Origin of the sequence: Microbispora sp. CSR-4, from assembly GCF_008033685.1 — a bacterium.
GTDB lineage: Bacteria > Actinomycetota > Actinomycetes > Streptosporangiales > Streptosporangiaceae > Microbispora.
In genome coordinates this window covers 42,788-66,089 of sequence record NZ_VJVX01000023.1, presented here as the reverse complement: position 1 = coordinate 66,089, position 23,302 = coordinate 42,788, and the positions used below count along the sequence as shown (strand labels likewise).

The following is a 23,302-nucleotide window of genomic DNA, read 5'->3' as shown; positions in this document are numbered from 1 at the left end:
AGCCGATCCGGCAGATCACGCGCGGGTACGTCTCCGGCACCACGGTGAGGAATCCATGACGGCTCTCAGCACCGCCGAAACCCGGCACGGGCTCGGCTCCAGGCTCGCCGCCCTGGCCAAGATCGTCGAGCTGGGACAGGGCCGGCTCGACCCGGCGCTGGTCACCGAGGCCGCCCAGCTCCTGCTGCGCGCCGGCGACCGGCTCAAACTGTCGTCCGACCACACGGTCGTCGCGCTCGCCGGTGGCACCGGCAGCGGCAAGTCGTCCCTGTTCAACGCCGTTTCCGGGCTGGAGCTTTCGCCCATCGGCGTACGCAGGCCGACCACGGCGCGCACCCACGCCTGCGTCTGGGGCATCGACGGCGCGGGCCCGCTGCTCGACTGGCTGCAGATCCAGTGGCGGCACCGGTTCGCCCGCGCCAGCGCCCTCGACAAGGGCGAGAGCCAGTTGCACGGGCTCATCCTGCTCGACCTGCCCGACCACGACTCGATCCGCGCGCTCACCGACCACGAGGCCCACCGCCTGATCCAGGTGGCCGATCTCATCGTGTGGGTGCTCGACCCGCAGAAGTACGCCGACGCCTCGGTGCACCGGCGCTACGTGACCGAGCTGAACCGGCACGACGCGGTGACGGTCTTCGTGCTGAACCAGTCCGACCGGCTCACCCCGGAGGAGCAGGCGGAGTGCGTGGCCGACCTGGAGGAGCTTCTCCGGCGTGAGGGCGTCACCCATCCCCGGGTGGTCGCGACGTCCGCCACCACCGGCAAGGGCGTCGACAGCCTGAAGGCCGTCCTGGCCGAGTCCGTTGCCGTCCGGCGCGCGGCCTACCAGCGCCTGGAGGCCGACCTCGACCGGCTGGTGCAGCGACTGGTCAAGCACGTGCCCGAGCTGCTGCGGGTGGAGCCCACGGTGGACGGCGCCCGGCGCGCCGGGCTGGTCGAGGCGCTGTGCGACGCGATCGGCGTCTCCGCTCTCGGCGAGGCCATGGAGAACGTGTACGCCGTCCGGTCGGACGACTGGGTCGGCTGGCCGTACGCGCGATGGGTGGCCCGGATGCGGCCCGACCCGCTCAAGAGCCTGCGCCTGGGGGCAGTGAAGGACGACATCCGCGGCCTCGTCGCGAGCTCGGTCACCGCTCAGCCCGCCGAGGTGGACAACGCGGTGCAGGCGCTCGCCGACGGTCTGACGGCCGGCATGCCGGAGGTGTGGCGCGACGGCGTGCGCGAGGCGGCCCGCTCGCGGGTGGACGATCTTCCCGAGGCGCTGTCGGGCGAGCTGTCGGAGGTGGCCCCGCCGCTCGACCGCGTGCCCGTCTGGTGGTGGCTGCTGAAGATCTGGCAGTACCTCCTGGTGCTCATGTTCGTCGCGAGCCTCGCCTGGGCGGGCGCGATCTTCGCGTACGGGGTCTTCAAGGTGGGCCGTCCGCCGTCCGAGGTCCTCGGCGACGTGGCCGTGCTGCCCTGGGTGGGGCTGATGATCCTCAGCGTCCTCGGGCTCGGCCTGTTCTCGGCCATGGCGAGCAGAAACTTCGTGGTCCTCGCCGCCGGCAAGGAACGCGACCGGCTAGAGCGCGACATGAGACGCCGGGTCGGCGCCCTGGCGCAGGAAATGGTCGTCCAGCCGCTCGAACGCGAGCTGCAGCGCTACAACGAGTTCTTTGGCGCGATGGCGGCCACCCGCCGCTGAACGGAACAGCCGCGCCCCGGGGATCCCCCCGCGCGGCGTTCTTGCTCCGTACGACGCCGTCGGACACACCGCCACTGGACCTCCCGCCCGAGACGTACCGCCACCAGGCCTGGACCTCCGGCCGCCCACCCGTCGGCAGGCCGGCCGGGAGAGCTGTCCACAGGCGTGGCTTCGTCCACAGAACGCGGTTCTGGCCTGTGAGGCGGTGCGACGCGCGGCCAGTGTGTCCCCCGAGCCCGGCGAGTGACCGGGCCGGGGAGGCACTCCGATGAACGACATCTACGTCACGCTGAGCGGGAACGTCACCGACGACCCCCGGCAGTACCAGTTCCGCGACGGCTCGCGTGTCACCTCGATGCGGATGGCCGTCAACAGGCGCGTCCTCGACCAGCAGACCAACACCTGGCAGACCAGGGACACCACCTACTACACCGTGCGCTGCTACCGCGGGCTGGCCGACAACGTGCAGCAGTCGATCCGCACGGGACACCCTGTCGTGGTGTACGGCAAGCTGCGGATCAAGCAGTTCGAGCGCGACGGCGAGCAGCGGTTCTGGGCGGAGATCGAGGCGAGCTCGGTGGGCCATGACCTGAAGTGGGGCATCGCCACGTTCGAGAAGCCGATCCGGGCCTACGCGGCGGGCGCGCCGAGCGACGACGAGCGCCACGCGATGGAAGACGCGACGCGGGAATGGGAGCTGACCAGCCGCAGCGGCCCCAGCGGGTTCAGCGGCCTCGGCGGGCCCGGCGCGGCGTCCATCGCCGACGGAGACGACGACGAGGCGTTCGACGCCCTCGTCGGCGCGCGGGGCCAACACGACGCGGCGCCCCGAAGCAGCAGCAGCGGAGAGATCGGCACAGGGGGAATCGGCACGAGACTCGGCACGGCGGAGATCAGCGGAGAAAACGGTACGACGGACGCCGCGACGAACGGCACGATGGAAAGCGCGGCGGACGCATCGGACGAGACGACCGACAGGGCGACAGGCGATGTGACGGACGAGGTGACGGAGCCGGAGCGCGGCCTGGGCGACGGCGGCGAGGCCGCCTGGCTCCCGCCCGCGCTGGCGGCCTAAGGGCCTGTCGCGAAGCCTGGTGAGTCAGTCGTCTGGCGCGGTTATGTGGCGACGGCTTGGTAGCAGTGCCTTGTCAGGTGCTCAGATGGGCGCTGCGAGCAGGCCGGCGAGCGGCGGCCCAGGAGGTGGCGAGAAGCATCTGGAGTGCGGTGAGCGTTGGTGCGGCGTGCCGGAATTGACACCGGCCAGGGCCTGTCCGATGCGTGCCCGCGACGGTGATCGCCCAGCGGGCCGGCCGGCAGCGCGGGTAGTGATCGCGTCGACGGCGGCCGCGGCTGGGATGCCGCTGGAGACGGTGGCCGTGGGTCCTGGTCATGAGGTCGCCGATCTGTACTATGACCGGGCTAACTTCGCAAGACAGAGGAGTCCGGCATGCCGCTGGCCCGCCCCGGCACGCACATCGCCCGGCGTGCGACGAGCCTGCCCGACGTCCCGCCCGGCGCACTGCGGGCCCCGGCGCTGAAGCCGCGGAGGCGGGCGTGAGGTTCGTCCACGCGATGCTTCGGAGGCGGGCATGAGGTTCGTCCACGCGACGCTGCCGCAGCGTGTCGTCTTCGCCTCCGGCGGCTCGCCGGAGGCGGTTGCCGAGGAGGTCTCCCTCCTCGGCGCCCAGCGGGTCATGCTGATCGCCTCCGAGCGCGCGGCCGCCGTCGCCGACCCGATCGCGGCACGGCTGCCGGTCGTGCGGCGGCATGAGGAGGTCGTCATGCACGTCCCGGTCGAGGTGGCCGGGCGGGCACGGACGGCCACCGCGGCGGCCGAGGCCGAGGTCGTGGTCACCGTGGGCGGCGGGTCCGCCACCGGGCTGGGCAAGGCCGTCGCCTTGACGACAGGCCTGCCGGTCGTCGCCGTCCCGACCACCTACGCGGGCTCCGAGGCGACCAACGTCTGGGGCCTGACCGAGAGCGGGACCAAGACCACCGGCGTCGACGACAAGGTGCTGCCGCGCTCGATCGTCTACGACGCCGAGCTGCTCACCTCGCTGCCCGCCGACATGAGCGTGGCGTCGGGGCTCAACGCGCTGGCCCACTGCGTCGACTCGATGTGGGGACCGCGGGCGGACCCGATCGATCAGGCGCTGGCGGGCGAGGGCATCCGCGCCCTGGCCGCCGAGCTGCCCGTCGTCGCCGCGGACGGCGGCGCGATCGAGGGCATCGAGCAGACCCTGTACGGCGCCTACCTCGCCGCGGCCGCGTTCGCGTCGGCCGGCTCGGGGCTGCACCACAAGATCTGCCACGTGCTCGGCGGCATGTTCGACCTGCCCCACGCGCAGACCCACGCCGTCGTGCTCCCGCACGTGCTGGCTTTCAACGCTCCGAGCGCGCCCGAGGCCGAGCGGCGCATCGCGGCGGCCTTCGGCACCGCCACCGCCGTCGAGGGGCTGGCCGCGCTGCGGGCGGAGGTCGGCGCGCCGCGTGCGCTGAAGGACTACGGGATGCCCGAAGAAGGCATCACCAAGGCGGTCGCGCCGATCATGGCCGCCCTGCCGGCCGGCAACCCGGCCCCCGTGACCGAAGAGAACCTCACCGCGCTGCTGCGTGCCGCGTGGGAAGGAGAGCGCCGATGAGCAACCAGGGCAACCCGGGATCGGCCCAGGCCGGCACCCAGGGGCGCGTCCATCGGGAGGTCGATCCCGCGCAGCAGGCCGTCGAGGCCAAGCTGGTCGAGAACGTCGTCGCCTCCTTCGCCGGCTGCCCGGACCCGCGGCTGAAGGAAGTGATGGTCGCCCTGGTCGAGCACCTGCACGCCTTCATCCGAGAGGTGCGGCTGACCGAGCAGGAGTGGCGCGCCGCGATCGACTTCCTCACCAACGCCGGTCACATCACCGACGACGTGCGTCAGGAGTTCATCCTGCTGTCGGACACCCTCGGCGCCTCGATGCAGACCATCAACGTCAACAACGCGGCCTACAAGGACGCCACCGAGGCGACGGTCTTCGGCCCGTTCTTCGTCGAGGACTCGCCTCGCGTCGAGCTCGGCGGCGACGTGGCCTTCGGCGCCCCGGGTGAGCCGTGCTGGGTCGAGGGCACGGTGACCGACACCGATGGCGACCCGCTCGCGGGCGCGCGCATCGAGGTCTGGGAGGCCGACGAGACCGGCCTCTACGACGTGCAGTACGACGGAGCCAAGCGTTCCGCACGCGGTCACCTGTTCTCGGCGGAGGACGGCGGCTATCGGTTCTGGGCGCTGACCCCGACGCCCTACCCGATCCCGGACGACGGCCCGGTCGGGCGGATGCTGGCCGCGGTCGGCCGGTCGCCGCTGCGGGCATCGCACCTGCACTTCATGGTCGGCCACGAGAACGGGCGCACGCTGGTGACGCACATCTTCCCCGAGGGCGACCCGATCGGCTGGAACGACTCCGTCTTCGGAGTCAAGGAGTCGCTGATCAAGAGGTTCGAGCGGCAGCCGCCCGGCAGCCCGACCCCTGACGGGCGGGTGATCGAAGGCACCTGGAGCAAGGTGCGCTTCGACATCGTGCTCGCCCCGCCAGGCGCCTGACCACCACCCCTCGTCGCGAGATCCCCGCGCGGGTGGGGCGAGCCGGTTTTCCGCGACGATCCACGCTGGGCCGGGCTGATGCGCCACTTCCCGGCTATCGACCCGAGCCGGCACGGCCTGCGGGCGATCATCGTCGTGACCGCCGAGAAGATCCGTGACACGTGCGGCTACGCCGTCCCGTTCATGACCTACGAAGGGGACCGCCCGCTGCACGGGTCGCGGTTCGAACGCGAGACCGACGAGTCGCTCGGCGCGTACTTCCACAAGAAGGAGCACGTCGCGACCAGTATCGACGGCCTGCCGGGGCTTCCTCTGCCGCTGCCGCCGCTTCCCCGCACCACGTAGCATGCGGTGGGCGGAGCCGGTCTGTCCGCCGCCCAGGAGGAGACGAAGCGTACGTCGCGCAAACCGCCGCAGATGCCTTTTCAGCCCCTCAGATGCAGATGGCCATCGTGCCAAGGTAGTGGTTCCCGTCGCGCATCGCACACTCCGCAACTATTGTGTTACTCATCGTGAGATGGGCTTCGGCTACTGGGGGGCGGGATGACGGCAACCGGTCAGACCTCGGCCAGACCGCGAAGCGCGATCTGCTCGCGAAATCGATGGCCGCTGCTGGCCCAGCCGCCCGCGCTCGTGTCCTATGTGTGCGCGATCGTGGCGTTCGACGCGGTCCTGATCGCGGTGCTGGCGAAGTCGACCGCGTTCCACACCCCTCACCTCGTCATGTTCGGCGCGCTCACCGTGTGCGGCGCGGTGTGCATCGAGGCCACCCGCCGCCTCGGCATGCCCGCGGGTGTCTCCCGTGACCTGCTGTCCGCCTGGTGGTTGCCGGTGGCGTTCCTGCTTCCGCCGGTCTACGCCCTGCTCGCGCCCATTCCGATGCAGATCCTGCTCCAGCTCAGGGTCCGGGCGACCGTGCCGTATCGCCGCGTGTTCAGCGCGGCGGCGATCGGGATCGCGGCGGGCTCCGCCTCGGCCGTCTTCCACCGATGGGTCCCCTCCGCCGCGGACCTGTCGGCGGGGAAGGGCGGGCCGATCGCGGTCGCGGCGGCCTGCGCGGTGCTGTTCACGGTGCTCAACACCGCGCTGATCGCGGTCGCGGCGCACGCGTCCGACCCGGAGGGCCGCTGGGGCGAGGTGCTGTGGGACCGTGAGCGCGTCCTGCTCGACGCGGTCGAGCTCTGCCTCGGCGTGCTCGTCGCCGTCGTCTGCGGCCTCAACCTGGCGCTGCTGCTGCTCGTGCTGCCGCCCGTCGTGCTGCTGCAGCGGAGCCTGCTGCACGCCCAGCTCCAGGCCGCGGCCCGTACGGACCCGAAGACGGGCCTTCTCAACGCGGCCGCCTGGCAGCGGGAGGCGGACACGGAGATCGTCAGGGCCCAGCGGACCGGAGACGCCCTCGCGCTGGTCCTGGTGGACATCGACCACTTCAAGAAGGTCAACGACACCTACGGCCACCTGGTGGGCGACCAGGTCCTCGCCCAGGTGGCGGCCACCCTCCGCACCCAGCTGCGTGAGTACGACGTGGTGGGGCGGTTCGGCGGCGAGGAGTTCGTCGTGCTGCTGCCCGGCGCCGACGTGCACGAGGCGAGGCGGGTGGCCGAACGGCTGCGCACCAGGGTGGGCCGGATGGTCGTCCCCGCCGAGCAGGCGACGGTCACGGTCACGGTCTCCGCCGGGGTGGCGATCATGAACGTCCACGGTGAGGACCTGATCGAGCTGCTGGCCGCCGCCGATCTCGCCCTCTATCGCGCGAAGGAGCTCGGCAGGGACAGGGTCTGTCTCCCTGCCGCCCCAGTGGCCCCACCTCCGCGCAGCGCGGACGGCGCTGCCGGTGCGATCCCCTAGGCTTGAAGGTATGCCGGAGTACATCTATACGTTGCAGCGCGTGCGCAAGGCGCACGGTGACAAGGTGGTTCTCGACGACGTCACCCTGTCGTTCCTGCCGGGGGCCAAGATCGGTGTCCTGGGCCCGAACGGCACGGGCAAGTCGACGCTGCTCAAGATGATGGCGGGGCTGGAGCAGCCGTCCAACGGCGAGGCCCGGCTGATGCCCGGCTTCACGGTCGGCATCCTGATGCAGGAGCCGGCGCTCAACGAGTCGAAGACCGTGCTCGGAAACGTCGAGGAGGGCGTCGCCGAGACCAAGGCCATGCTCGACCGGTTCAACGAGATCGCCGAGCAGATGGCCACCGACTACAGCGACGAGCTGCTGGAGGAGATGGGCCGTCTGCAGGACGCGCTCGACCACCGCAACGCGTGGGACCTCGACAGCCAGCTCGAACAGGCCATGGACGCGTTGCGCTGCCCGCCGCCCGACGCCGAGGTGACCAAGCTCAGCGGTGGTGAGCGGCGCCGGGTCGCGCTGTGCAAGCTGCTGCTGGAGCAGCCCGACCTGCTGCTGCTCGACGAGCCCACCAACCACCTCGACGCCGAGAGCGTCCAGTGGCTGGAGCAGCACCTGGAAAAGTACCCCGGCACCGTCCTGGCCGTCACCCACGACCGCTACTTCCTCGACAACGTCGCCAACTGGATCCTGGAGCTCGACCGGGGCCGGTGCTACCCCTACGAGGGCAACTACTCCACCTACCTTGAGGCCAAGGCCGCGCGTCTGAAGGTCGAGGGCCAGAAGGACGCCAAGCGCAAGAAGCGCCTGGAGGAGGAGCTGCAGTGGGTGCGCTCCAACGCGCGCGCCCGCCAGACCAAGAGCCGCGCCCGTCTCCAGCGCTACGAGGAGATGGCCGCCGAGGCCGACAAGTATCGCAAGCTCGACTTCGAGGAGATCCAGATCCCGCCGGGCCCGCGCCTGGGCACGACGGTCATCCGGGCCGAGAAGCTGAGCAAGGGCTTCGGCGACCGGCTGCTCATGGACGAGCTGTCCTTCGACCTGCCGCGCAACGGCATCGTCGGCGTCATCGGCCCGAACGGCGTCGGCAAGACCACGCTCTTCCGGATGATCACCGGGTCCGAGACCCCGGACACCGGGTCCATCACCGTCGGCGAGACCGTCAAGATCTCGTACGTCGACCAGAGCAGGGCCGGCATCGACCCCGCCAAGAACGTCTGGCAGGTCGTCTCCGACGGGCTCGACCACATCAAGGTCGGCAACGTCGAGATGCCCTCGCGAGCGTACGTCGCGGCGTTCGGCTTCAAGGGCCCCGACCAGCAGAAGCTCGCGGGCGTGCTGTCCGGTGGCGAGCGCAACCGGCTCAACCTCGCGCTCACCCTCAAGCAGGGCGGCAACGTGCTGCTCCTGGACGAGCCCACCAACGACCTCGACACCGAGACGCTGTCCAGCCTGGAGAACGCGCTGCTCGACTTCCCGGGCTGCGCCGTGATCACCTCGCACGACCGGTGGTTCCTCGACCGCATCGCCACCCACATCCTGGCGTGGGAAGAGGGCTCGAACTGGTTCTGGTTCGAGGGCAACTACGCCGACTACGAGAAGAACAAGATCGAGCGGCTGGGCGCGGACGCCGCCCGCCCGCACCGCGTCACCTACCGCAAGCTCACCCGCGACTGAGCCGCGTTCCTTCCGCCTCACACGGCCCCCGTCCCCGCCTCCGTGCCGGGAACGGGGGCCCGTTAGGTTTGACCGGTGACCGAGCTACGCAATCCTCCAGAGCAGTCGACCCGTTTCGTCTTCGAGCGCAAGGTGCGCTTCGCCGACATCGACAGCTTCGGCCACGTCAACAACGTCCGCTTCCTCGACTACCTTGAGGACGCGCGGGTGTCCATGCTGTGGGAGCGGCCCCGTGAAGCCGGCGGCCGCCGGCAGGACCTCGTGGTCGCCCGGCACGAGATCGACTATCGGCGGCCTCTGACCTTCCGCACCGATCCCGTACGCGTCGAGATGTGGGTCACCGAGATCTCCCGGGTGCGTTTCACCCTCGCGTACGAGATCCGCGACGACGAGACGCTCTACGCCGAGGCGCGCACGGTCCTGGTCGCCTACGACGCCGCGGAGGCCCGCCCCCGCAGGCTCGACGACGACGAGCTGGCATATCTCAGGCGGTTTCTCGCCGACGCCCCGTGACCGGCCGCGGTGGCCGGAGCAGGCGCCGAGGCCGGCGGCCGGTGCGGGGGCGAGGGCGGGATCACTCGGTGAGTAGCCAGGCCGCCGTGTCGGCGGGAAGCGCGGTGCCGTCGAGCGGGCCGCTGCTGATCAGCACCCGGTCGTGGGGCGGTAGCGCGACCGCGCCCTCACCGCAGTTGATCACACAGATCAGGCGGCCCCGCTGGAAGAACAGCGTCTCCTCCGGCGACTCCAGCCAGGTGATCGCGTCGGGCAGCGTGCCGCGCAGCTCCCGCCGCGTCTGCAGCACCCGGCGGTAGAACCAGAGCGTCGAGGACGGGTCGGCCGCCTGCCGTTCGGCCGTGAGGTCCGCCCAATCGGCCGGCTGCGGCAGCCACGACCCGCCCGATCCGAAGCCGTACGGCGGCTCGGTGCCCGACCAGGGCAGCGGCACCCGGCAGCCGTCGCGGCCCGGCACCTCGCCGTTCGACCGCGCGAAGATCGGGTCCTGGCGCGCCTCCGGAGGAAGGTCGGTGACCTCGGGCAGCCCCAGCTCCTCACCCTGGTAGAGGTAGGCCGACCCCGGCAGGGCGAGCATGGCGAGCAGCGCCGCACGGGCCCGGGCCAGGCCGGCCCCCGGGTCGAGCGACCCCTGGCCATAGCGGGTCACATGCCGTACGACGTCATGGTTGGACAGCACCCAGGTCGGCGAGGCGACGGCCTTGAGGGTGTCGTCGATGACCTTCCTGAAGGCCGTGGCCGACCAGGGGGCCTCAAGCCAGGCGAAGTTGAAGCTCTGGTGCAGCTCGTCGGGCCGCACATACAACGCGAGGTCCTCGGCCGAGTCGGTCCAGACCTCGCCGATGGCGACGCGGGTGCCGGGATAGGAGTCGAGCACCCGCCGCCAGTCGCGATAGACGTCGTGCACCTCGGGCCGGCTCCAGATCGGCGACCGCGAGCTGAAGCCCGGATCGGTGTCCGGCAGCCCTTCCGCCTTGATCAGGCCCATCGCGACGTCGATCCGGAAGCCGTCCACCCCCCGGTCGAGCCAGAACCGCAGGACGTCGAGGAACTCCTCCCGCACCTCGGGGTTGCGCCAGTTGAAGTCGGGCTGCTCGGGTGCGAACAGATGGAGGTACCACTGCCCGTCGGGCACCTGGGTCCACGCCGGGCCCCCGAACGTGGAGAGCCAGTTGTTCGGCTCTCCGTGGCCGCTTCCGCCGCCTTCCGGGCCGCCGTCCCTGAACATGTACCGCTCGCGCTCCTGGGAGCCCCTGGGGGACGCCAGGGCCTTCTGGAACCACGGGTGGGCCGACGAGCTGTGGTTCGGCACGATGTCCACCATCAGCCGCAGGCCGTGCGCGTGCGCGTCGGCGACCAGGTCGTCGAAGTCGGCAAGTGATCCGAACAGCGGATCGACGTCGCGGTAGTCCGCCACGTCGTAGCCGCCGTCGGCCATGGGGGAGGGATAGAAGGGGGTCAGCCAGATCGCGTCGACGCCGAGCTCGGCGAGGTAGGGCAGGCGGTCGCGGATTCCCGCCAGGTCGCCCACGCCGTCGCCGGAGGCGTCGGCGAAGCTGCGGACGTAGATCTCATAGACGACGGCATCACGCCACCAGGGGGTTGTTTCCATGAGTCTTGGGCTGCCCGCTGCTTCCGTCGCTTATGCGTTGACCATGCTGTGGGCGGCGTAGACGAGGTAGTCCCACAGCTCCTTCTCGCGCTCGGCCGGCAGGCCGAGGGAGCGCACGGCGTCTCCCATGTGCCTGAGCCAGGCGTCCCGCGCCGCCTCGTCGATGACGAACGGCACGTGCCGCATCCGCAGCCGGGGATGGCCGCGCTGCTCGCTGTAGGTCCGCGGGCCGCCCCAGTATTGGATGAGGAACAGGCGCAGCCGCTCCTCCGCGCCGCTGAGGTCCTCCTCGGGGTACATCGGGCGCAACAGGGGGTCTTCCGCGACGCCCTCGTAGAACCGGCGGACGAGGCGCTCGAAGACCTCCTCGCCGCCGACCGCCTCGTAGAAGGACAGGGTCTGCTCGCTGGTCACGGATTCAGCCTAAGACAGGTACCGATCGGTAAGGTCAGGCGGCGAACGTGAGGCTCTTCTCGTCGAAGGCCCGCTTCACCCGCAGGCGCAGCTCACGGGCGACCTCCAGGTGCCGCGCCGGCACGGTCTTCACGCTGACCCGGAAGATGACGGACGAGCCCGAGATCGACTCCAGGCCGAAGACCTGCGGCTCCTCGACGATGACCGTGTCGCGGTAGTCCGGGTCCTCCCACATGTCGCGGGCCAGGTCGTTCAGCAGCTCGCGGACCGTGGCCACGTCGCTGTCGTACGGCACCGGCACGTCCACGACGGCCCTCGACCAGCCCTGCGACTCGTTGCCGATCCGGGTGATCGTGCCGTTGCGCACGTACCAGACCTTGCCGTCGGAGTCGCGCAGGCGGGTGATGCGGAGCGTGACGGCCTCCACCGTGCCGACGGCCACCCCGGTGTCGATCACATCGCCCACGCCGTACTGGTCCTCCAGCAGCATGAACATGCCGGCGATGAAGTCCTTGACCAGCTCCTGCGCGCCGAAGCCGACCGCCACACCGATGATGCCGACGCTCGTGAGCAGCGGCGCCAGCTCGACCCCGAGCTTCGCGAAGACCATCAAGGCCGCGGTGCCCAGGATCACGACGGACGCGAGGCTCCGCAGCACCGAGCCCATCGTCTCGGCGCGCGCCCTGCGACGCTCCGTCATGATCGCCGCTGCGGCCTCCGTGCTCGTCAGCACGCTCTTGCCGCGCAGCCGTTCCGGCAGCACGCCCACACTGGCCCGCATGGTGAGCCGGGTGATCAGCCGGTGAACGACGTTACGGATGACCAGCGCCCCGGCCAGAATCAGGGCGATGAGGATCAGCACGTCGACGACGCCCGCCACGAGCTGCACCCAGGCGGGGAAGTCACGCTCGGGGAAGGCGCTGTTCAGGACGGTGCAGAAGATGCCGTCGTTGTTCTGGCACGCCTGCGACACCTTCTCCCCGAGCACGTCCAGGTCCGGCACGACGGTCGGCTCAGGAGTCGGCGTCACGGGCGACAGCGGTAACACGAGGTGGATCCCCCCCGGATCGGATCAGCGGCAGTTCTCGGACGAAGCCAATACTGCCGACTGATCCGGCCTCCGTCACATCGCCGGGGAAGACGGAAGCGCGTCCCGTCCGGGGCCGCGGAGGGCGGACCGGACACGCTCCAGTGACGGTGTGGCAGGACGCGGGCGCGCACCCGGAAGCGCGCCCGGCGCCGTTCTCCAAGTGGGGATCCCCCCATCACCGTCCGGCCCCACCTGCTCGACAGGGCCGGACGGCCGTTCGTGGCGACCGGCGAACCGGTCGGCCCGCCCGCGGGGCGCGGGCGGGGTCGGGGCGGGCGGGACGCCGCAGCGTCGCCGTCGCACCGGGGCGGCGCGACGACCACGCTCCGCACCGGGCGTCCTGCCCACCCCTTCAAAGCCGCGGTGGATGCGGCGGCCCACGGCGCCTGCGCTCTCGCCGGTTCTCACCTCGGGGCCGCCGCCTTCCCCTACTCGCTCACCGCGGCAAGCACGCGGGCCACCTTCGTGGCCGCTCCGGCGGGGTCGTCCGCCCGGTGCATCCGCTCACCCCAGGACCACCAGTAGTCGGCCGCCTGGCAGACGACGTTCTCCGTGAGGCTCGTCGCGTCGGGGTTGATCACGCGTACGTAGGCGCGGCCCGACGGGGTGCGCACGACTCGCGCGAGCAGACCCCGCGCATCGAGTTCGGCCACCAGATATTCCAGGCGCCGGAAATCGTCCTCCCCCACCGTAGGTCCTCCTTCACTTCCGTTCGCGGACGGAATGTGTACTTTGCGTTCCCGTCTGTTCACTCTGGTGCGCCCAAGATGGCTCACGGAACTGCTCGGGTCAACGATGGCCAGGAGGCGCTGAGGTGGAGGAAAACCCATGTTGGTTGAAAGAAAACCCCTATCGGTAGACGATCCTTAGTCGGCACGTTCATGTTGGGGGCTTGGCCGCGCCAACTATGGTCCATCATTATGGTGTCGGCGGAGTGCGACGAGTAAGTCACTCTCCGTCACGAAGCGAGGACCGCTCGAGACCACGGGCTGCGAGTGCGGCCGGCCACGAGAGAGGGGCCGGAATGTCCGGCAGGCAACACAGGGAGACGGAGATCGCGCGCCGGATCCGGGCGCGGGGCCTGGCCGCCGGGCGTAGCCTGGCCCAGATCGCCGAGGAAATCCACAAAGACTGCGGACCACAGTTCGGCACGACTCGGATCAAGGCACATCGCCTCTCGCATGGTGTGGCGCTCGCCGACGTGATCGAGCAGGTGCGCGCTCTCTTCGAGAAGGACGGAAAAGCCGTCCCCGGCATCGGCGAGACGCTACTGTCCGCGTACGAGTCGGGCATGAAGCGGCCCGGCCCGGAGTACCTCCACTATCTGTGCTCGGTCTACCGGGTGGAGCCCCTGGCCCTCGGGTTCGAAAGCCCGTGCATCTGCGGCCACGGACATCCGGGCGAATCGGGTGGCGGGGAGTCGGAGCAGGACAGACATATCACTTCACCCGCCCCGTGGGGTGCGCCCGCCCCGTCGGGCGGCGGCACCCATCCGGTGGACGGGGGCGAGGAGGACGAGAACGTGCTACGGAGGACGCTGTTGAAGCTCCTCGCCGGCGGCGCCGTCGGGTCGGTCGGGCTCAAGGAGCTCAACGAAGAGGTGCTCGGCGCGGTGGAGAACCTCCGCCGGCGGATGGACGAGACGATGGTCATGGCCACGGTCTCGCCGGCGATGCTCGACCAGTGGGAGCAGGCCACGTTCGGCTTCGGGCGGCAGTACATGAACACCCCGCCCGTACGGCTGCTCTGCGACGTCATGCTGGAGTTCACCGCCGTGCGCAAGGCGTTGGACCACCGGCAGCCCATCGACGTGCAGGAACGGCTGTGCCGGATGGCCGCCCAGCTCGCCGGGCTCACGGGAATGATCATGATCGACCTCGGGGACCAGCGGATGGCGCGTTCGTTCTTCCGCACCGGCCGGATGGCGGCGGACGAGACCGGCGACCGGGCGCTGCGGGCCTGGGTCACCGCCCGTGAGGCGCTGGTGCCGCTCTACTACGGCGACCCGCGTGAGGCGCTCACCCTGGCGAAGAAGAGCCGCGACCTGGCCGGCCACACCCCCTGTGCCGCGCGGACCATGGCGCCCGTCGTCGAGGCGAGGGCGCTGGCGAAGATCGCCGGGGTCAACGGCTCGCGCCACGAGGTGGTCGAGCAGGCCAAGCGGGCCCTGCACCGCGCCAGGGCGGCCTTCCAGCAGATGACCGACAGCGATCGGGAGGACCCGGCGTTCGGCTACACCGAGCGGCAGCTCTACTTCTACGAGGGCGACGTCCTGGTGAAGCTGGGGCAGACGGTCGAGGCCGACGTGATCCTGCAGCAGGCGCTCGACAAGTATACGGACGAGGACCTGCTCGACCAGACCCTGATCCGGTTCGACCGGGCGATGTGCCGGCTCATCGACGGCGACGTCGACGCCGCGCTCAAGCTGGGCGAGGAGGCCATCGAGCTGGTCGACAAGGACTACCGGACCGACCTGCTGCTCAGACCGGCGTACGACCTGGTGAAGGAGATCAGGGCCAAACACGGCGACTCGCCCAGGCTCCAGGCCTTCTGCGAGATGCTCAAGGAGAGCCGGGTCGAGGTGCCGCCGGAGCTGCTCCAGGATGCCGGGTGACGTGGGTACCGAGGAGGACGTGTGGCAGGAGACGCGCTGGCGGGAGATCTCGAGCCGGGAGATCCCGTGAGGGGCGGGGAGAACGGGCCCGCGCCGCTGAGGATCCGGCGATACCGCTGGTCCGACCTCGACGCGGTGTGGTCCCTCCATCAGATGGGCCTGGCCCAGGTGGGTGTCGTGCCGGGTGACGGCGTCTACTACGACGACGACTTCCCCCGGATCACCGAGGTCTACTTGAGGGCCGGGGGCGACTTCCTGGTGGGGGAGGTGCCCGGTGCGGGGCTCGTCGCGATGGGAGGCCTGCGGCGCATCGACGCCGACACGGCCGAGATGTGCCGGCTCCGGGTCCACCCCGATCACCAGCGGCGCGGCTACGGCGCACGGATCACTCAGGAGCTTGAGGATCGGGCGCGCCGGCTCGGCTACAGCACCTTGCGCGGCGACACCACCATGCGTCAGGTGGCCGCGCTGGAGCTCTACCGCAAATCCGGGTGGCGGGAGCTGCGACGCGAGGTACGTGGCGACAACGTGGTGATTTATATCGAGAAGCAGCTAAATGCCGTTGTCTCGCCACTTTTCTCCCGATAGATAATGCTTCCATCCCTTGGCGGATAGCTGATCTGTGCGAATACTTGTGCCTTGTCCGCAAGAGTGGGGAAAGAGGCATGATGAAGAAGATCATTATCCGTAAGCCGGGGACGACCAAGCTCAGCGGCACCTCAAGCGTGATCCACAAGGGGTGAGGGTCCACCCGAGCCACATCTGGGTCCGGGGAGACCTCTCCCGGGACCGCGTGGCAGCCCTCCGCGCGCTCGTCATGGAGGCGCCGCCTTCCGTCGCGCCCGTCGTCAACGGGCACCGGCGGCTACGCGGTCCGTACACGATCGGTGGCGCGATCCTGCGCGCCCTTGTCCCGGTCGCATTGGAGCGTTCCCCGGGCCTGGTGGCGGAACACGACATCGAGATCCGCGCCGTCGCCCCGAGCCTGCGCCCTCTGGTGCCGGCGCGACGGCAGACCATCGAGGCCCGTCTGACCGAGGACGAGCGGATCCTCGTGCCCGCGCCGCGCCGTACGCTCCGGATCGCCAACGGCATCGCCGAGTTCGTCCGCGACTGCCTCGAAGGGCCGCGGACGCTGCTGGTGGACAACCTGCACGAGGCGGACCCGGCCGACCGCGAGCTGCTGCGCGTCCTGGTGCGTCGGGTGCCGGATCTGACGCTGGCCCTCGGCTCCCCGGAACCCCCGTGGAACGACGCGTGGAACGACGCGTGGAAGGACACGTGGGAGGGGGCGCGCGTGGTGGAGGCGCGGGCCCAAGGCGGCCCGCCCGACGACTACGTCACCTCTGACGGCACCTCCGACGACCCCCGGGCCTACCGCGCCTACCTGTCACTGCCGCCGGAGGAACGGGCGCTCCGGCACGACCGGCGCGCCGCCGAGCTGATGGCCGACCCCGCGGCGGCGGAGCACGCCCTGGGCGCGGTGCCGTACCACCTGGAGCACGGCGGCGACGTCGACGCGGCGGCGCGGGCACTGTGGGCCGCGGTGGACCACTGCGTCACCGAGGGGTTCCTGCACGCGGTCGTGGAGCTGGGCTCGCGCGGCCTGCGGCTGGTGGAGCCGGGGTCCGACCTGTGGTGGCGCTTCACCCATCGCACCGCGACGGCCCTGGCGGGGCTGGGCCGTCGGGCGCACGCGCAGGAGCTGTACGACCAGGCGCGCAGGGTCAGCGTCGATCCGGCCGTGCATGCCGCCGCCGCATACGGCACGGCGATGCTCGACGCGCGCGACCGCGATCCGGCGCGGCGCGACCTGGTCAGGGCCAGGGCCTGGATCAACGAGGCGATAGCGATCTCCACGCTGCTGCCCGACCGGCGGACCCGAGCCTTCAAGCTCGGGTTCGACCAGAACGGCCGCGCGCTGATCGAGCTGCGGGAAGGGCGGACCGACGAAGCACTCGGCCTGGTGCAGTCGGCCATCGACCTGGCCGAGCGCGATCTTCCACCGGACGCCCACCCCGTGCACCGGATGGTGCTGTTCGGCAACCGCGCGCAGCTTCTCGCACGCCTCGGCCGCACGGAGGAGGCGCTGGCCGACTTCGACCGCGCCGTCGCGATCGACCCGGGCTTCCCCGACAACTATCTCGACCGGGGCAACCTGCTGTTCGAGATAGGACGTACGGAGGAGGCGCTGGCCGATTACGAGACGGCGATGCGGGTGAGCCCGCCGCTGCCCGAGGCGTACTACAACCGGGCGGAGCTGCGCCTGGCCGCCGGGGACCTGGACGGCGCCCGGGCCGATCTCGACCACGTGATCGAGCTCGACCCCGGTTACCTCGACGCGTACGTCAACCGGGCCGGCGTGCTGGAGATGCTCGGCGAGCACGAGGCCGCAAGGCGCGACGTCGAGGCGGGGCTCGCCCTCGACCCCGGCAACGCGCACCTGCACGGCGTGCTGGGGCAGCTGGAGACCGAGGCGGGCCGCTACGCGGAGGCCGCCCTGGCCTTCGACGCGGCGCTGGCCGCCGACGCCCGCCTGGCCTCGGCCTGGGCGAACCGCGCGACCCTGCGGTTCGAGACCGGCGACGCGCGGGGCGCCGTAGACGACCTCACCCGGGCGATCGAGCTGGGCGAGGACGCGGCGCTGTACTTCAACCGGGCCACCGCGCTCGACGCGCTCGGGCGGGGCCGGGAGGCGATGCTCGACCTGCGCCGGGCGCTGGCCCTGGCCCCGGACGACCCCGACGTACGGGCGGCGCTGGAGCGGCACGAGAAGGCGGGCTAGGTCCCCTCACGGCGGGGGAGCGCTCACGGCGGACGGCCACCCGGGCGTCCGCCGTCCCCGCCGCCACAGACCCAGCTTGGCCTCCACCGGTCTACCCTGCTCGGCCCCGCTCCCCCCGGCCTGCCTGCCCGCCCGGCCTCCCCCGGCCTGCCTGCCCGGCCCGGCCTTCACCGATCCGGCCCGCCGCTACGGAGTCCGCTCCCGGCGTCCTCGCCTGCTCCGCCGGCGCAGCCCGCGTGTCCCGGGTTGCGCTCGCCGCCAGGCCCGCGTTCGGCGACCGGGTGGCCCTACCCTTGTAGCCGACACCGTCACCCCTCGAGGATCTGAGCATGAGCGCTGAATATGTGCTGACCCTGTCCTGCCCGGACCGGCCGGGAGTGGTCGCGGCCGTCTCCGGGCTGCTGGCCGGGAAGGGCTGCAACATCATCGAGAGCCAGCAGTTCGGCGACCCCGTCGAGGAGCGGTTCTTCATGCGCGTGCAGTTCTCCAGCGGGCACGCCGTCGACGAGCTGCAGGCGGCGTTCGCCGCGCTCGCGTCGGAGTTCGCCATGGAGTTCCAGCTCTTCGACCTCGCGGTGCGGACGCGGGCGCTTGTGCTCGTCAGCAGGTTCGACCACTGCCTCAACGACCTGCTCTATCGGGTGCGCTCGGGCCTGCTGCCGATCGAGATCGTGGGCGTCGCGTCCAACCATCCCGACCTGCGCCCGCTCACCCAGTCGTACGGCGTGGACTACCACCACCTGCCGGTCACCCCGGACACCAAGCCGCGGCAGGAGGCGGAGATCCTCACGCTGGTCGACCACTATCAGGCCGATCTGGTCGTGCTCGCCCGCTACATGCAGGTGCTCTCGCAGGAGATGTGCGCCAAGCTCGCCGGGCGGATGATCAACATCCACCACTCGTTCCTGCCGTCGTTCAAGGGCGCCAAGCCGTACCACCAGGCGTACTCGCGGGGCGTGAAGCTGATCGGCGCCACGGCGCACTACGTGACGCCCGACCTCGACGAGGGGCCGATCATCGAGCAGGAGGTCGCGCGGGTGAACCACACCCACTCGCCCGAGGACCTCGCCGCGATCGGCCGTGACCTCGAATGCCAGGCGCTGGCCCGGGCCGTCCGCTGGCACGCGGAGCACCGCGTGCTGCTGGACGGCCACAAGACCGTCATCTTCCCGCGCTGACCTCCGCGCCTCAGCCGACCTTCAGGCCGGTGTGCCGGGCCAGGAACGCGAGCTGGTCGGCCGAGAGCTCGACCGACCGGCTCACGGCCCGGGCGCCGTGCCCCACCTCGGTCTCGTTGCGCAGCAGGATCGGCCGGTCGCCCGCCTGCGCGTGCTGCAGGGCCGCCGCCATCTTCCACGCGTGCAGGGGATGGACACGGGTGTCGGACGCGAACACGGTGAACAGCGTGGCCGGGTAGGACACCCCCTCACGCACGTGGTGGTACGGCGAGTAGCTCCACAGCCAGGCGAACTCCTCCGGCACGTCGGCCGAGCCGTACTCGACGTTCCAGGTCGCCCCGAGACCGAACTTCTCATACCTGATCATGTCGAGCAGCGGCGCCGAGCACACGACCGCCGCGTACAGGTCGGGGCGCTGGGTGAGCGCCGCGCCGACGAGCAGCCCGCCGTTGGAGCCGCCCGAGATGGCGAGCTGGTCCCGGGTGGTGACGCCGGTGGCGATGAGGTGCTCGGCCGCCGCGTGCAGGTCGTCGAAGACGTTCTGCTTGTTGCCGAGCATGCCGTCACGGTGCCACTGCTCGCCCTCCTCGCCGCCGCCGCGAAGCTGGGCGACCGCGTAGACGCCGCCCGCCTCGACCCACGCCAGCGTCGTGGCGGAGAACCCGGGGGTCAGCGGGACGCCGAAGCCGCCGTAGCCGTACAGGATCGTGGGACGGGGCCCGGAGCCGGGGCGCGAGGTGACCAGCATGCGCACCTCGGTGCCGTCCTTCGACCGGTAGACCACCTGCTCGGTGGTCGCCTCGGGCACCTCCACCGCGCCAGGCGGCGCCTCCCAGAGGGAGGTCTCGCCGGTCAGCGCGTCGTAGTGGTACACGGCGGTCGGGGTGATGCCGTCGGTGTAGCTGAACCAGGCCTCGTGCCCGCCCTCCGGGCGCTCGAAGATCCCTCCGATGGAGCCGAGCCCCGGCAGCGGGACCTCACCGATCCGCTCGCCGCTCTCCAGGGCATGGACGGAGATCTCGCCGATCGCGTGGCGGGTCCAGCCGACGAGCAGGACCGGCTCGGCCATGCCGTCGAGGATCGCGAAGTCGGACAGCACCGCCTCGGCGTCCTCGGGGATCAGGTCGCGCCAGTGCTCACGGCCGGGCGTCTCCGGCGAGGTGACGCAGACCCGCCCACGCGGGGCGTCGAGATCGGTGAAGACGTAGAGCCGCCCGTCGCGGCCGAAGTGGAGCCCGGTCTGGGCGTCGACGTCCTGCTGCACGGTGACCAGCTCCGGCGCCTCCGGCGACGAGGCGGCCAGGTCGGCCACCCACAGGTCGTTGCGCGGGGCGGTGCCCCGCGAGGCGGAGACCGACAGCCATCTGCCGTCGAGGGAGACCGAGACCCCGTAGTAGTTGGTCTTCTCCAGGCCCTCGCCGAAGATCAGCACGTCGTCGTCGGGAGAGGTGCCGACGCGGTGCAGGTAGACGCGGCGGTGATACTGCTCCTCGCCGGCCGGGACCAGCGAGGGCGCCAGCCGGCGCACGTAGTAGAACGCCTCCCCGCCGGGCAGCCAGGCCACGGGGGAGTAGCGGCAGCGGTCGATCGGCCCCTCGATGATCTCTCCGGTCGCCACGTCGACGACGTACAGGCGCGACTCCTCGTCACCGCCGACCGAGATCTGGTACGCCAGCCGGTTGCCTTCCTTGTCCGGCTGGTAGGAGTCGAGCGTGGTCAGGCCCGAGGGGTCGAGGGCGGTGGGGTCGAGCAGCACCCGCTCGCCGCCGCCGTCCGCGACGTACAGGACCGGGTGCTCCTGGTCGGGGGCCCGCCGGGTGAAGAAGCGGCGCTCGCCGCGCCAGGACGGCGTGCCCACCGACCCGGAACGCAGGAGTTCGGCGATGCGCTCGCGGAAGTGGTCGCGCCCTTCGAGCTCGGCGGACCTGAAGAGGGTCTCCTGCGCGTCCAGCCACTCCTTCGTCGCCGGATCGTCCGGATCCTCCAGCCACCGGTACGGGTCGGGGACGGGCGTTCCGTGGAGATCGTCGACGATGTCGTCACGGCGGGCTGGCGGGTACGGCACTCGGCTCATGCAGGCACTTTAAAACAGCCGGACGCCTGCGGCGGTACATCGTCCGTACCCGGCCAAGACGGGAATAAAGGGGTGAACACCTGGGCATAGAAGCAGCAGGCGTCCCAGTCGTTCACCTCACAGACCCTTTATGGGGTGGCGCGGGGGCCGCCGACAAGGCCACACTTTGGTGAAGGGCGGTGCCGTGGTGACGATCCGCTGGGCCGTCCGGCGGAGGTCCCTGTGACGGAAGCATCCGGGTCCCAACCGACGGGACCACAACCCAGGCGCACAGCCGAGACCGCTGTGGAGGCCGGCTGATGCGCCAAGTCCTGCTCCTGAACGCCACATACGAACCGCTGACCACGCTCTCCCTGCACCGGGCCGTAATTCTGGTGCTGAGAGAGAAGGCGGACGTCGTCCACCGCGACGGCCGGGGCGCGGTCCTGCGCTCGGCCACGCGCACGCTCGACGTCCCATCGGTGATCCGGCTCCGGCGTTATGTCCGCATCCCCTACCGGACGCGCATCCCGCTCACCCGGGCCGCGCTGATGCGCCGGGACAACTTCCGCTGCGCCTACTGCGGCCAGCGGGCCGAGACCATCGATCACGTCATCCCGCGATCCCGGGGTGGCCCTCACACGTGGGAGAACTGCGTCGCCTCGTGCACGCCGTGCAACCACCGCAAGGCCGACAAGCTGCTGGAGGAGCTCGGCTGGGCGCTGCGGGTGGCCCCCGTGGTGCCGCACGGCGCGCACTGGCGGCTCATCGGCGCGCAACTCGACGGTGATCCGCAGTGGGCGCCCTACCTGTCGGAGACGGCGGCCTGACGGGCGACGTCATGAGGTGGACGATCACCGCCGACGTGGAGGAGTACGCCGCGGCGGCGGAGCCCTGGCTGCTGCGCGATCCCGTCCGCAGCACGGTCATGCTGACCGTGCTGCGCGGGATCCGCAGCGGTCAGTTCACGGTCGATCCCCTGCTGGCCTGGCTGGAGGACGGCGACACCGTGGCAGGGGCGGCCTGCCAGACGCCGCCCTATCCGCTCGCGCTGGGCGACGTTCCGCTCGCGGCGCTTCCCCTGCTGGCACGCGACCTGATCGAGCTGGACCACGACGTGCCCGCGGTCGGTGGTCCGATCGCCGTCGCCGAGGCGTTCGCGGCCGCGTGGTGGCGGCCGGAAACCCGCCGCCGGGCCGAGCGGCTCTATCGCCTCGGCGCGCTGCGGACTCCCTCCGCGCCGGGGAAGCCCCGCGTCGCGGGCCCCGGCGACCTGCCGACGGCCGTGAGTTTCATCCGGGAGTTCCAGCACGAGGCGCATGCCGAGCGCACGGCCGACCCCACTCCGGTCGTCGCCGCCCGGGTCAACCGGGAGGAACTGATCATGTGGGAGGACGACGGCCGGTCCGTCTCCATCGCCGGTGTCTCCGCGCCGATCGCCGGCATGTCGCGGATCGGGCCCGTCTACACCCCGCCCGAGCTGCGCGGACGCGGGTACGGCAGCGCCGTCGCCCACGCGGCCAGCAGGAAGGCGCTCGACGACGGCGCCACCGAGGTGCTGCTGTTCACCGATCTGGACAACCCCACGTCCAACTCCGTCTATCAGCGGCTCGGCTTCCGGCCCATCGCCGACTACGCGACCATCCACTTCGCCTGAGCCGCCTCCCCGGGACGCCCGCCTACGCAGGGTCGTCATCCCTCCTGGCAGCGGCTTGGTGCCCGGTCCATGGCCGGCTGCGTGACCACCTACTTCGGCTGCGCCGCCTCCCCGGGGACGCCCGCTTACGCCGGGTCGTCGTCCTTCCTGCAGGCGGCTCGGTCGCCGGTCTATGGCCGGCCATGTGACCACCTACTTCGGCTGCGCCGCCTCCCCGGGGACGCCCGCTTACGCCGGGCCGGGCTCTAATCTGGACGCATGCCTCGCTATGACTACCGTTGCCGCGCGTGCGGGTCGACGTTCGAACTCAACCGTCCCATGGCTGAGGCCGGTGACCGGGCGGTCTGCCCCTCCGGCCACGACGACACCGTGAAGCTGCTGTCCACCGTGGCCGTCACGGGCAGGGCGTCCGGGGCTCCCGCCGCCCGTCCGTCGGGTGGCGCGGGCGGCGGTTGCTGCGGTGGTGGCTGCTGCGGCGGCTGAGCCGCGTCCGTCCCCGTGCTCTCACCGGACAGCTCCGGGGCTTTCTCCAGGCTGCCTTGGGGCTCCTTGGGCTGCTCCGGGCTGATTCCGGCCGCCCGGCGCGGGTGGCCGTACGGCCC

19 protein-coding genes and 1 pseudogene are annotated in these 23,302 nt (G+C 71.1%); 15 read left to right on the top strand and 5 right to left on the bottom strand.

The window, feature by feature from the left end; translation table 11 throughout:
• Window positions 1-55: 55 nt before the first annotated feature.
• From FLV34_RS18520 to FLV34_RS18485, 8 genes are all read left to right on the top strand, one after another.
• Window positions 56-1,687: a GTPase gene (locus tag FLV34_RS18520; RefSeq protein WP_142650123.1), complete on the top strand. Its 1,632-nt coding sequence runs from the start codon at window positions 56-58 to the stop codon at window positions 1,685-1,687.
• A 268-nt stretch (window positions 1,688-1,955) separates the two neighbouring features.
• Window positions 1,956-2,762, top strand: coding sequence for a single-stranded DNA-binding protein (locus FLV34_RS18515; RefSeq protein ID WP_147943664.1), 807 nt, complete (start codon window positions 1,956-1,958; stop codon window positions 2,760-2,762).
• A 514-nt stretch (window positions 2,763-3,276) separates the two neighbouring features.
• On the top strand, window positions 3,277-4,329 hold the full coding sequence (locus FLV34_RS18510; RefSeq protein ID WP_147943663.1) for a maleylacetate reductase: 1,053 nt from the start codon (window positions 3,277-3,279) through the stop codon (window positions 4,327-4,329).
• Window positions 4,326-5,264, top strand: coding sequence for a dioxygenase (locus FLV34_RS18505; RefSeq protein WP_142650126.1), 939 nt, complete (start codon window positions 4,326-4,328; stop codon window positions 5,262-5,264). Before FLV34_RS18510 ends, FLV34_RS18505 begins: the two co-directional genes overlap by 4 nt.
• 78 nt (window positions 5,265-5,342) lie before the next feature.
• Window positions 5,343-5,609, top strand: a complete 267-nt coding sequence (locus FLV34_RS18500; RefSeq protein WP_205830736.1) for a hypothetical protein — start codon at window positions 5,343-5,345, stop codon at window positions 5,607-5,609.
• A 198-nt stretch (window positions 5,610-5,807) separates the two neighbouring features.
• A complete protein-coding gene (locus tag FLV34_RS18495) occupies window positions 5,808-7,109 on the top strand; it encodes a GGDEF domain-containing protein (protein WP_147943662.1) in 1,302 nt (433 codons plus the stop codon).
• A 10-nt stretch (window positions 7,110-7,119) separates the two neighbouring features.
• Complete coding sequence (gene ettA / locus FLV34_RS18490; RefSeq protein ID WP_142650128.1) at window positions 7,120-8,784, top strand: energy-dependent translational throttle protein EttA; 1,665 nt, start codon at window positions 7,120-7,122, stop codon at window positions 8,782-8,784.
• A 75-nt stretch (window positions 8,785-8,859) separates the two neighbouring features.
• A complete protein-coding gene (locus FLV34_RS18485) occupies window positions 8,860-9,297 on the top strand; it encodes a thioesterase family protein (protein ID WP_142650129.1) in 438 nt (145 codons plus the stop codon).
• Between the two features lie 61 nt (window positions 9,298-9,358).
• Here FLV34_RS18485 and FLV34_RS18480 read toward each other — a convergent pair whose 3' ends face one another.
• The 4 genes and pseudogenes from FLV34_RS18480 to FLV34_RS18465 form a co-directional block, all read right to left on the bottom strand.
• Window positions 9,359-10,909, bottom strand: a complete 1,551-nt coding sequence (locus FLV34_RS18480) for an alpha-amylase family glycosyl hydrolase (RefSeq protein ID WP_142650130.1) — start codon at window positions 10,907-10,909, stop codon at window positions 9,359-9,361.
• Window positions 10,910-10,945: 36 nt separating this feature from the next.
• A pseudogene (locus FLV34_RS18475) lies at window positions 10,946-11,305 on the bottom strand (globin); the annotation flags it as partial.
• Window positions 11,306-11,357: 52 nt separating this feature from the next.
• Window positions 11,358-12,353: a mechanosensitive ion channel family protein gene (locus FLV34_RS18470; RefSeq protein WP_261985822.1), complete on the bottom strand. Its 996-nt coding sequence runs from the start codon at window positions 12,351-12,353 to the stop codon at window positions 11,358-11,360.
• A gap of 488 nt (window positions 12,354-12,841) precedes the next feature.
• Window positions 12,842-13,102, bottom strand: coding sequence for a hypothetical protein (locus FLV34_RS18465; protein WP_142650133.1), 261 nt, complete (start codon window positions 13,100-13,102; stop codon window positions 12,842-12,844).
• A gap of 335 nt (window positions 13,103-13,437) precedes the next feature.
• On the opposite strand from FLV34_RS18465, the gene FLV34_RS18460 reads away from it, so the two are divergent.
• The 4 genes from FLV34_RS18460 (at window position 13,438) to purU (ending at window position 18,990) form a co-directional block, all read left to right on the top strand.
• Window positions 13,438-15,027 carry a M48 family metallopeptidase gene (locus FLV34_RS18460; protein WP_147943660.1) on the top strand — a complete coding sequence of 530 codons (1,590 nt, stop codon included), beginning with the start codon at window positions 13,438-13,440 and terminating at the stop codon, window positions 15,025-15,027.
• A gap of 21 nt (window positions 15,028-15,048) precedes the next feature.
• Window positions 15,049-15,615 (top strand): GNAT family N-acetyltransferase, encoded by a 567-nt coding sequence (locus FLV34_RS18455; RefSeq protein WP_260617409.1) that lies wholly within the window; start codon window positions 15,049-15,051, stop codon window positions 15,613-15,615.
• 205 nt (window positions 15,616-15,820) lie between these two features.
• Window positions 15,821-17,812, top strand: coding sequence for a tetratricopeptide repeat protein (locus FLV34_RS18450; protein WP_261985821.1), 1,992 nt, complete (start codon window positions 15,821-15,823; stop codon window positions 17,810-17,812).
• Window positions 17,813-18,141: 329 nt separating this feature from the next.
• A complete protein-coding gene (gene purU / locus FLV34_RS18445) occupies window positions 18,142-18,990 on the top strand; it encodes a formyltetrahydrofolate deformylase (RefSeq protein WP_147943659.1) in 849 nt (282 codons plus the stop codon).
• A 10-nt stretch (window positions 18,991-19,000) separates the two neighbouring features.
• On the opposite strand, the gene FLV34_RS18440 is transcribed toward purU, so the two are convergent.
• Window positions 19,001-21,064, bottom strand: coding sequence for a prolyl oligopeptidase family protein (locus FLV34_RS18440; protein ID WP_147943658.1), 2,064 nt, complete (start codon window positions 21,062-21,064; stop codon window positions 19,001-19,003).
• Window positions 21,065-21,363: 299 nt separating this feature from the next.
• Between FLV34_RS18440 and FLV34_RS18435 the strand changes: the two genes are divergently transcribed.
• From FLV34_RS18435 to FLV34_RS18425, 3 genes are all read left to right on the top strand, one after another.
• Window positions 21,364-21,873, top strand: a complete 510-nt coding sequence (locus FLV34_RS18435; protein ID WP_142650137.1) for an HNH endonuclease — start codon at window positions 21,364-21,366, stop codon at window positions 21,871-21,873.
• Between the two features lie 11 nt (window positions 21,874-21,884).
• Complete coding sequence (locus tag FLV34_RS18430; protein ID WP_147943657.1) at window positions 21,885-22,700, top strand: GNAT family N-acetyltransferase; 816 nt, start codon at window positions 21,885-21,887, stop codon at window positions 22,698-22,700.
• 258 nt (window positions 22,701-22,958) lie between these two features.
• The gene (locus FLV34_RS18425; RefSeq protein WP_030509608.1) at window positions 22,959-23,183 is read left to right on the top strand and encodes a zinc ribbon domain-containing protein; all 225 of its coding nucleotides are present in this window, start codon (window positions 22,959-22,961) and stop codon (window positions 23,181-23,183) included.
• Window positions 23,184-23,302: the final 119 nt, after the last annotated feature.

Coding starts and splice junctions, on each gene's coding strand:
- FLV34_RS18440 (WP_147943658.1), bottom strand. CDS start 21,064: ATGAGCCGAGTGCCGTACCCGCCAGCCCGCCGTGACGACATCGTCGAC.
- FLV34_RS18460 (WP_147943660.1), top strand. CDS start 13,438: ATGTCCGGCAGGCAACACAGGGAGACGGAGATCGCGCGCCGGATCCGG.
- FLV34_RS18425 (WP_030509608.1), top strand. CDS start 22,959: ATGCCTCGCTATGACTACCGTTGCCGCGCGTGCGGGTCGACGTTCGAA.
- FLV34_RS18435 (WP_142650137.1), top strand. CDS start 21,364: ATGCGCCAAGTCCTGCTCCTGAACGCCACATACGAACCGCTGACCACG.
- FLV34_RS18505 (WP_142650126.1), top strand. CDS start 4,326: ATGAGCAACCAGGGCAACCCGGGATCGGCCCAGGCCGGCACCCAGGGG.
- FLV34_RS18520 (WP_142650123.1), top strand. CDS start 56: ATGACGGCTCTCAGCACCGCCGAAACCCGGCACGGGCTCGGCTCCAGG.
- FLV34_RS18510 (WP_147943663.1), top strand. CDS start 3,277: ATGAGGTTCGTCCACGCGACGCTGCCGCAGCGTGTCGTCTTCGCCTCC.
- FLV34_RS18515 (WP_147943664.1), top strand. CDS start 1,956: ATGAACGACATCTACGTCACGCTGAGCGGGAACGTCACCGACGACCCC.
- ettA (WP_142650128.1), top strand. CDS start 7,120: ATGCCGGAGTACATCTATACGTTGCAGCGCGTGCGCAAGGCGCACGGT.
- FLV34_RS18495 (WP_147943662.1), top strand. CDS start 5,808: ATGACGGCAACCGGTCAGACCTCGGCCAGACCGCGAAGCGCGATCTGC.
- FLV34_RS18500 (WP_205830736.1), top strand. CDS start 5,343: ATGCGCCACTTCCCGGCTATCGACCCGAGCCGGCACGGCCTGCGGGCG.
- purU (WP_147943659.1), top strand. CDS start 18,142: ATGAGCGCTGAATATGTGCTGACCCTGTCCTGCCCGGACCGGCCGGGA.
- FLV34_RS18430 (WP_147943657.1), top strand. CDS start 21,885: ATGAGGTGGACGATCACCGCCGACGTGGAGGAGTACGCCGCGGCGGCG.
- FLV34_RS18480 (WP_142650130.1), bottom strand. CDS start 10,909: ATGGAAACAACCCCCTGGTGGCGTGATGCCGTCGTCTATGAGATCTAC.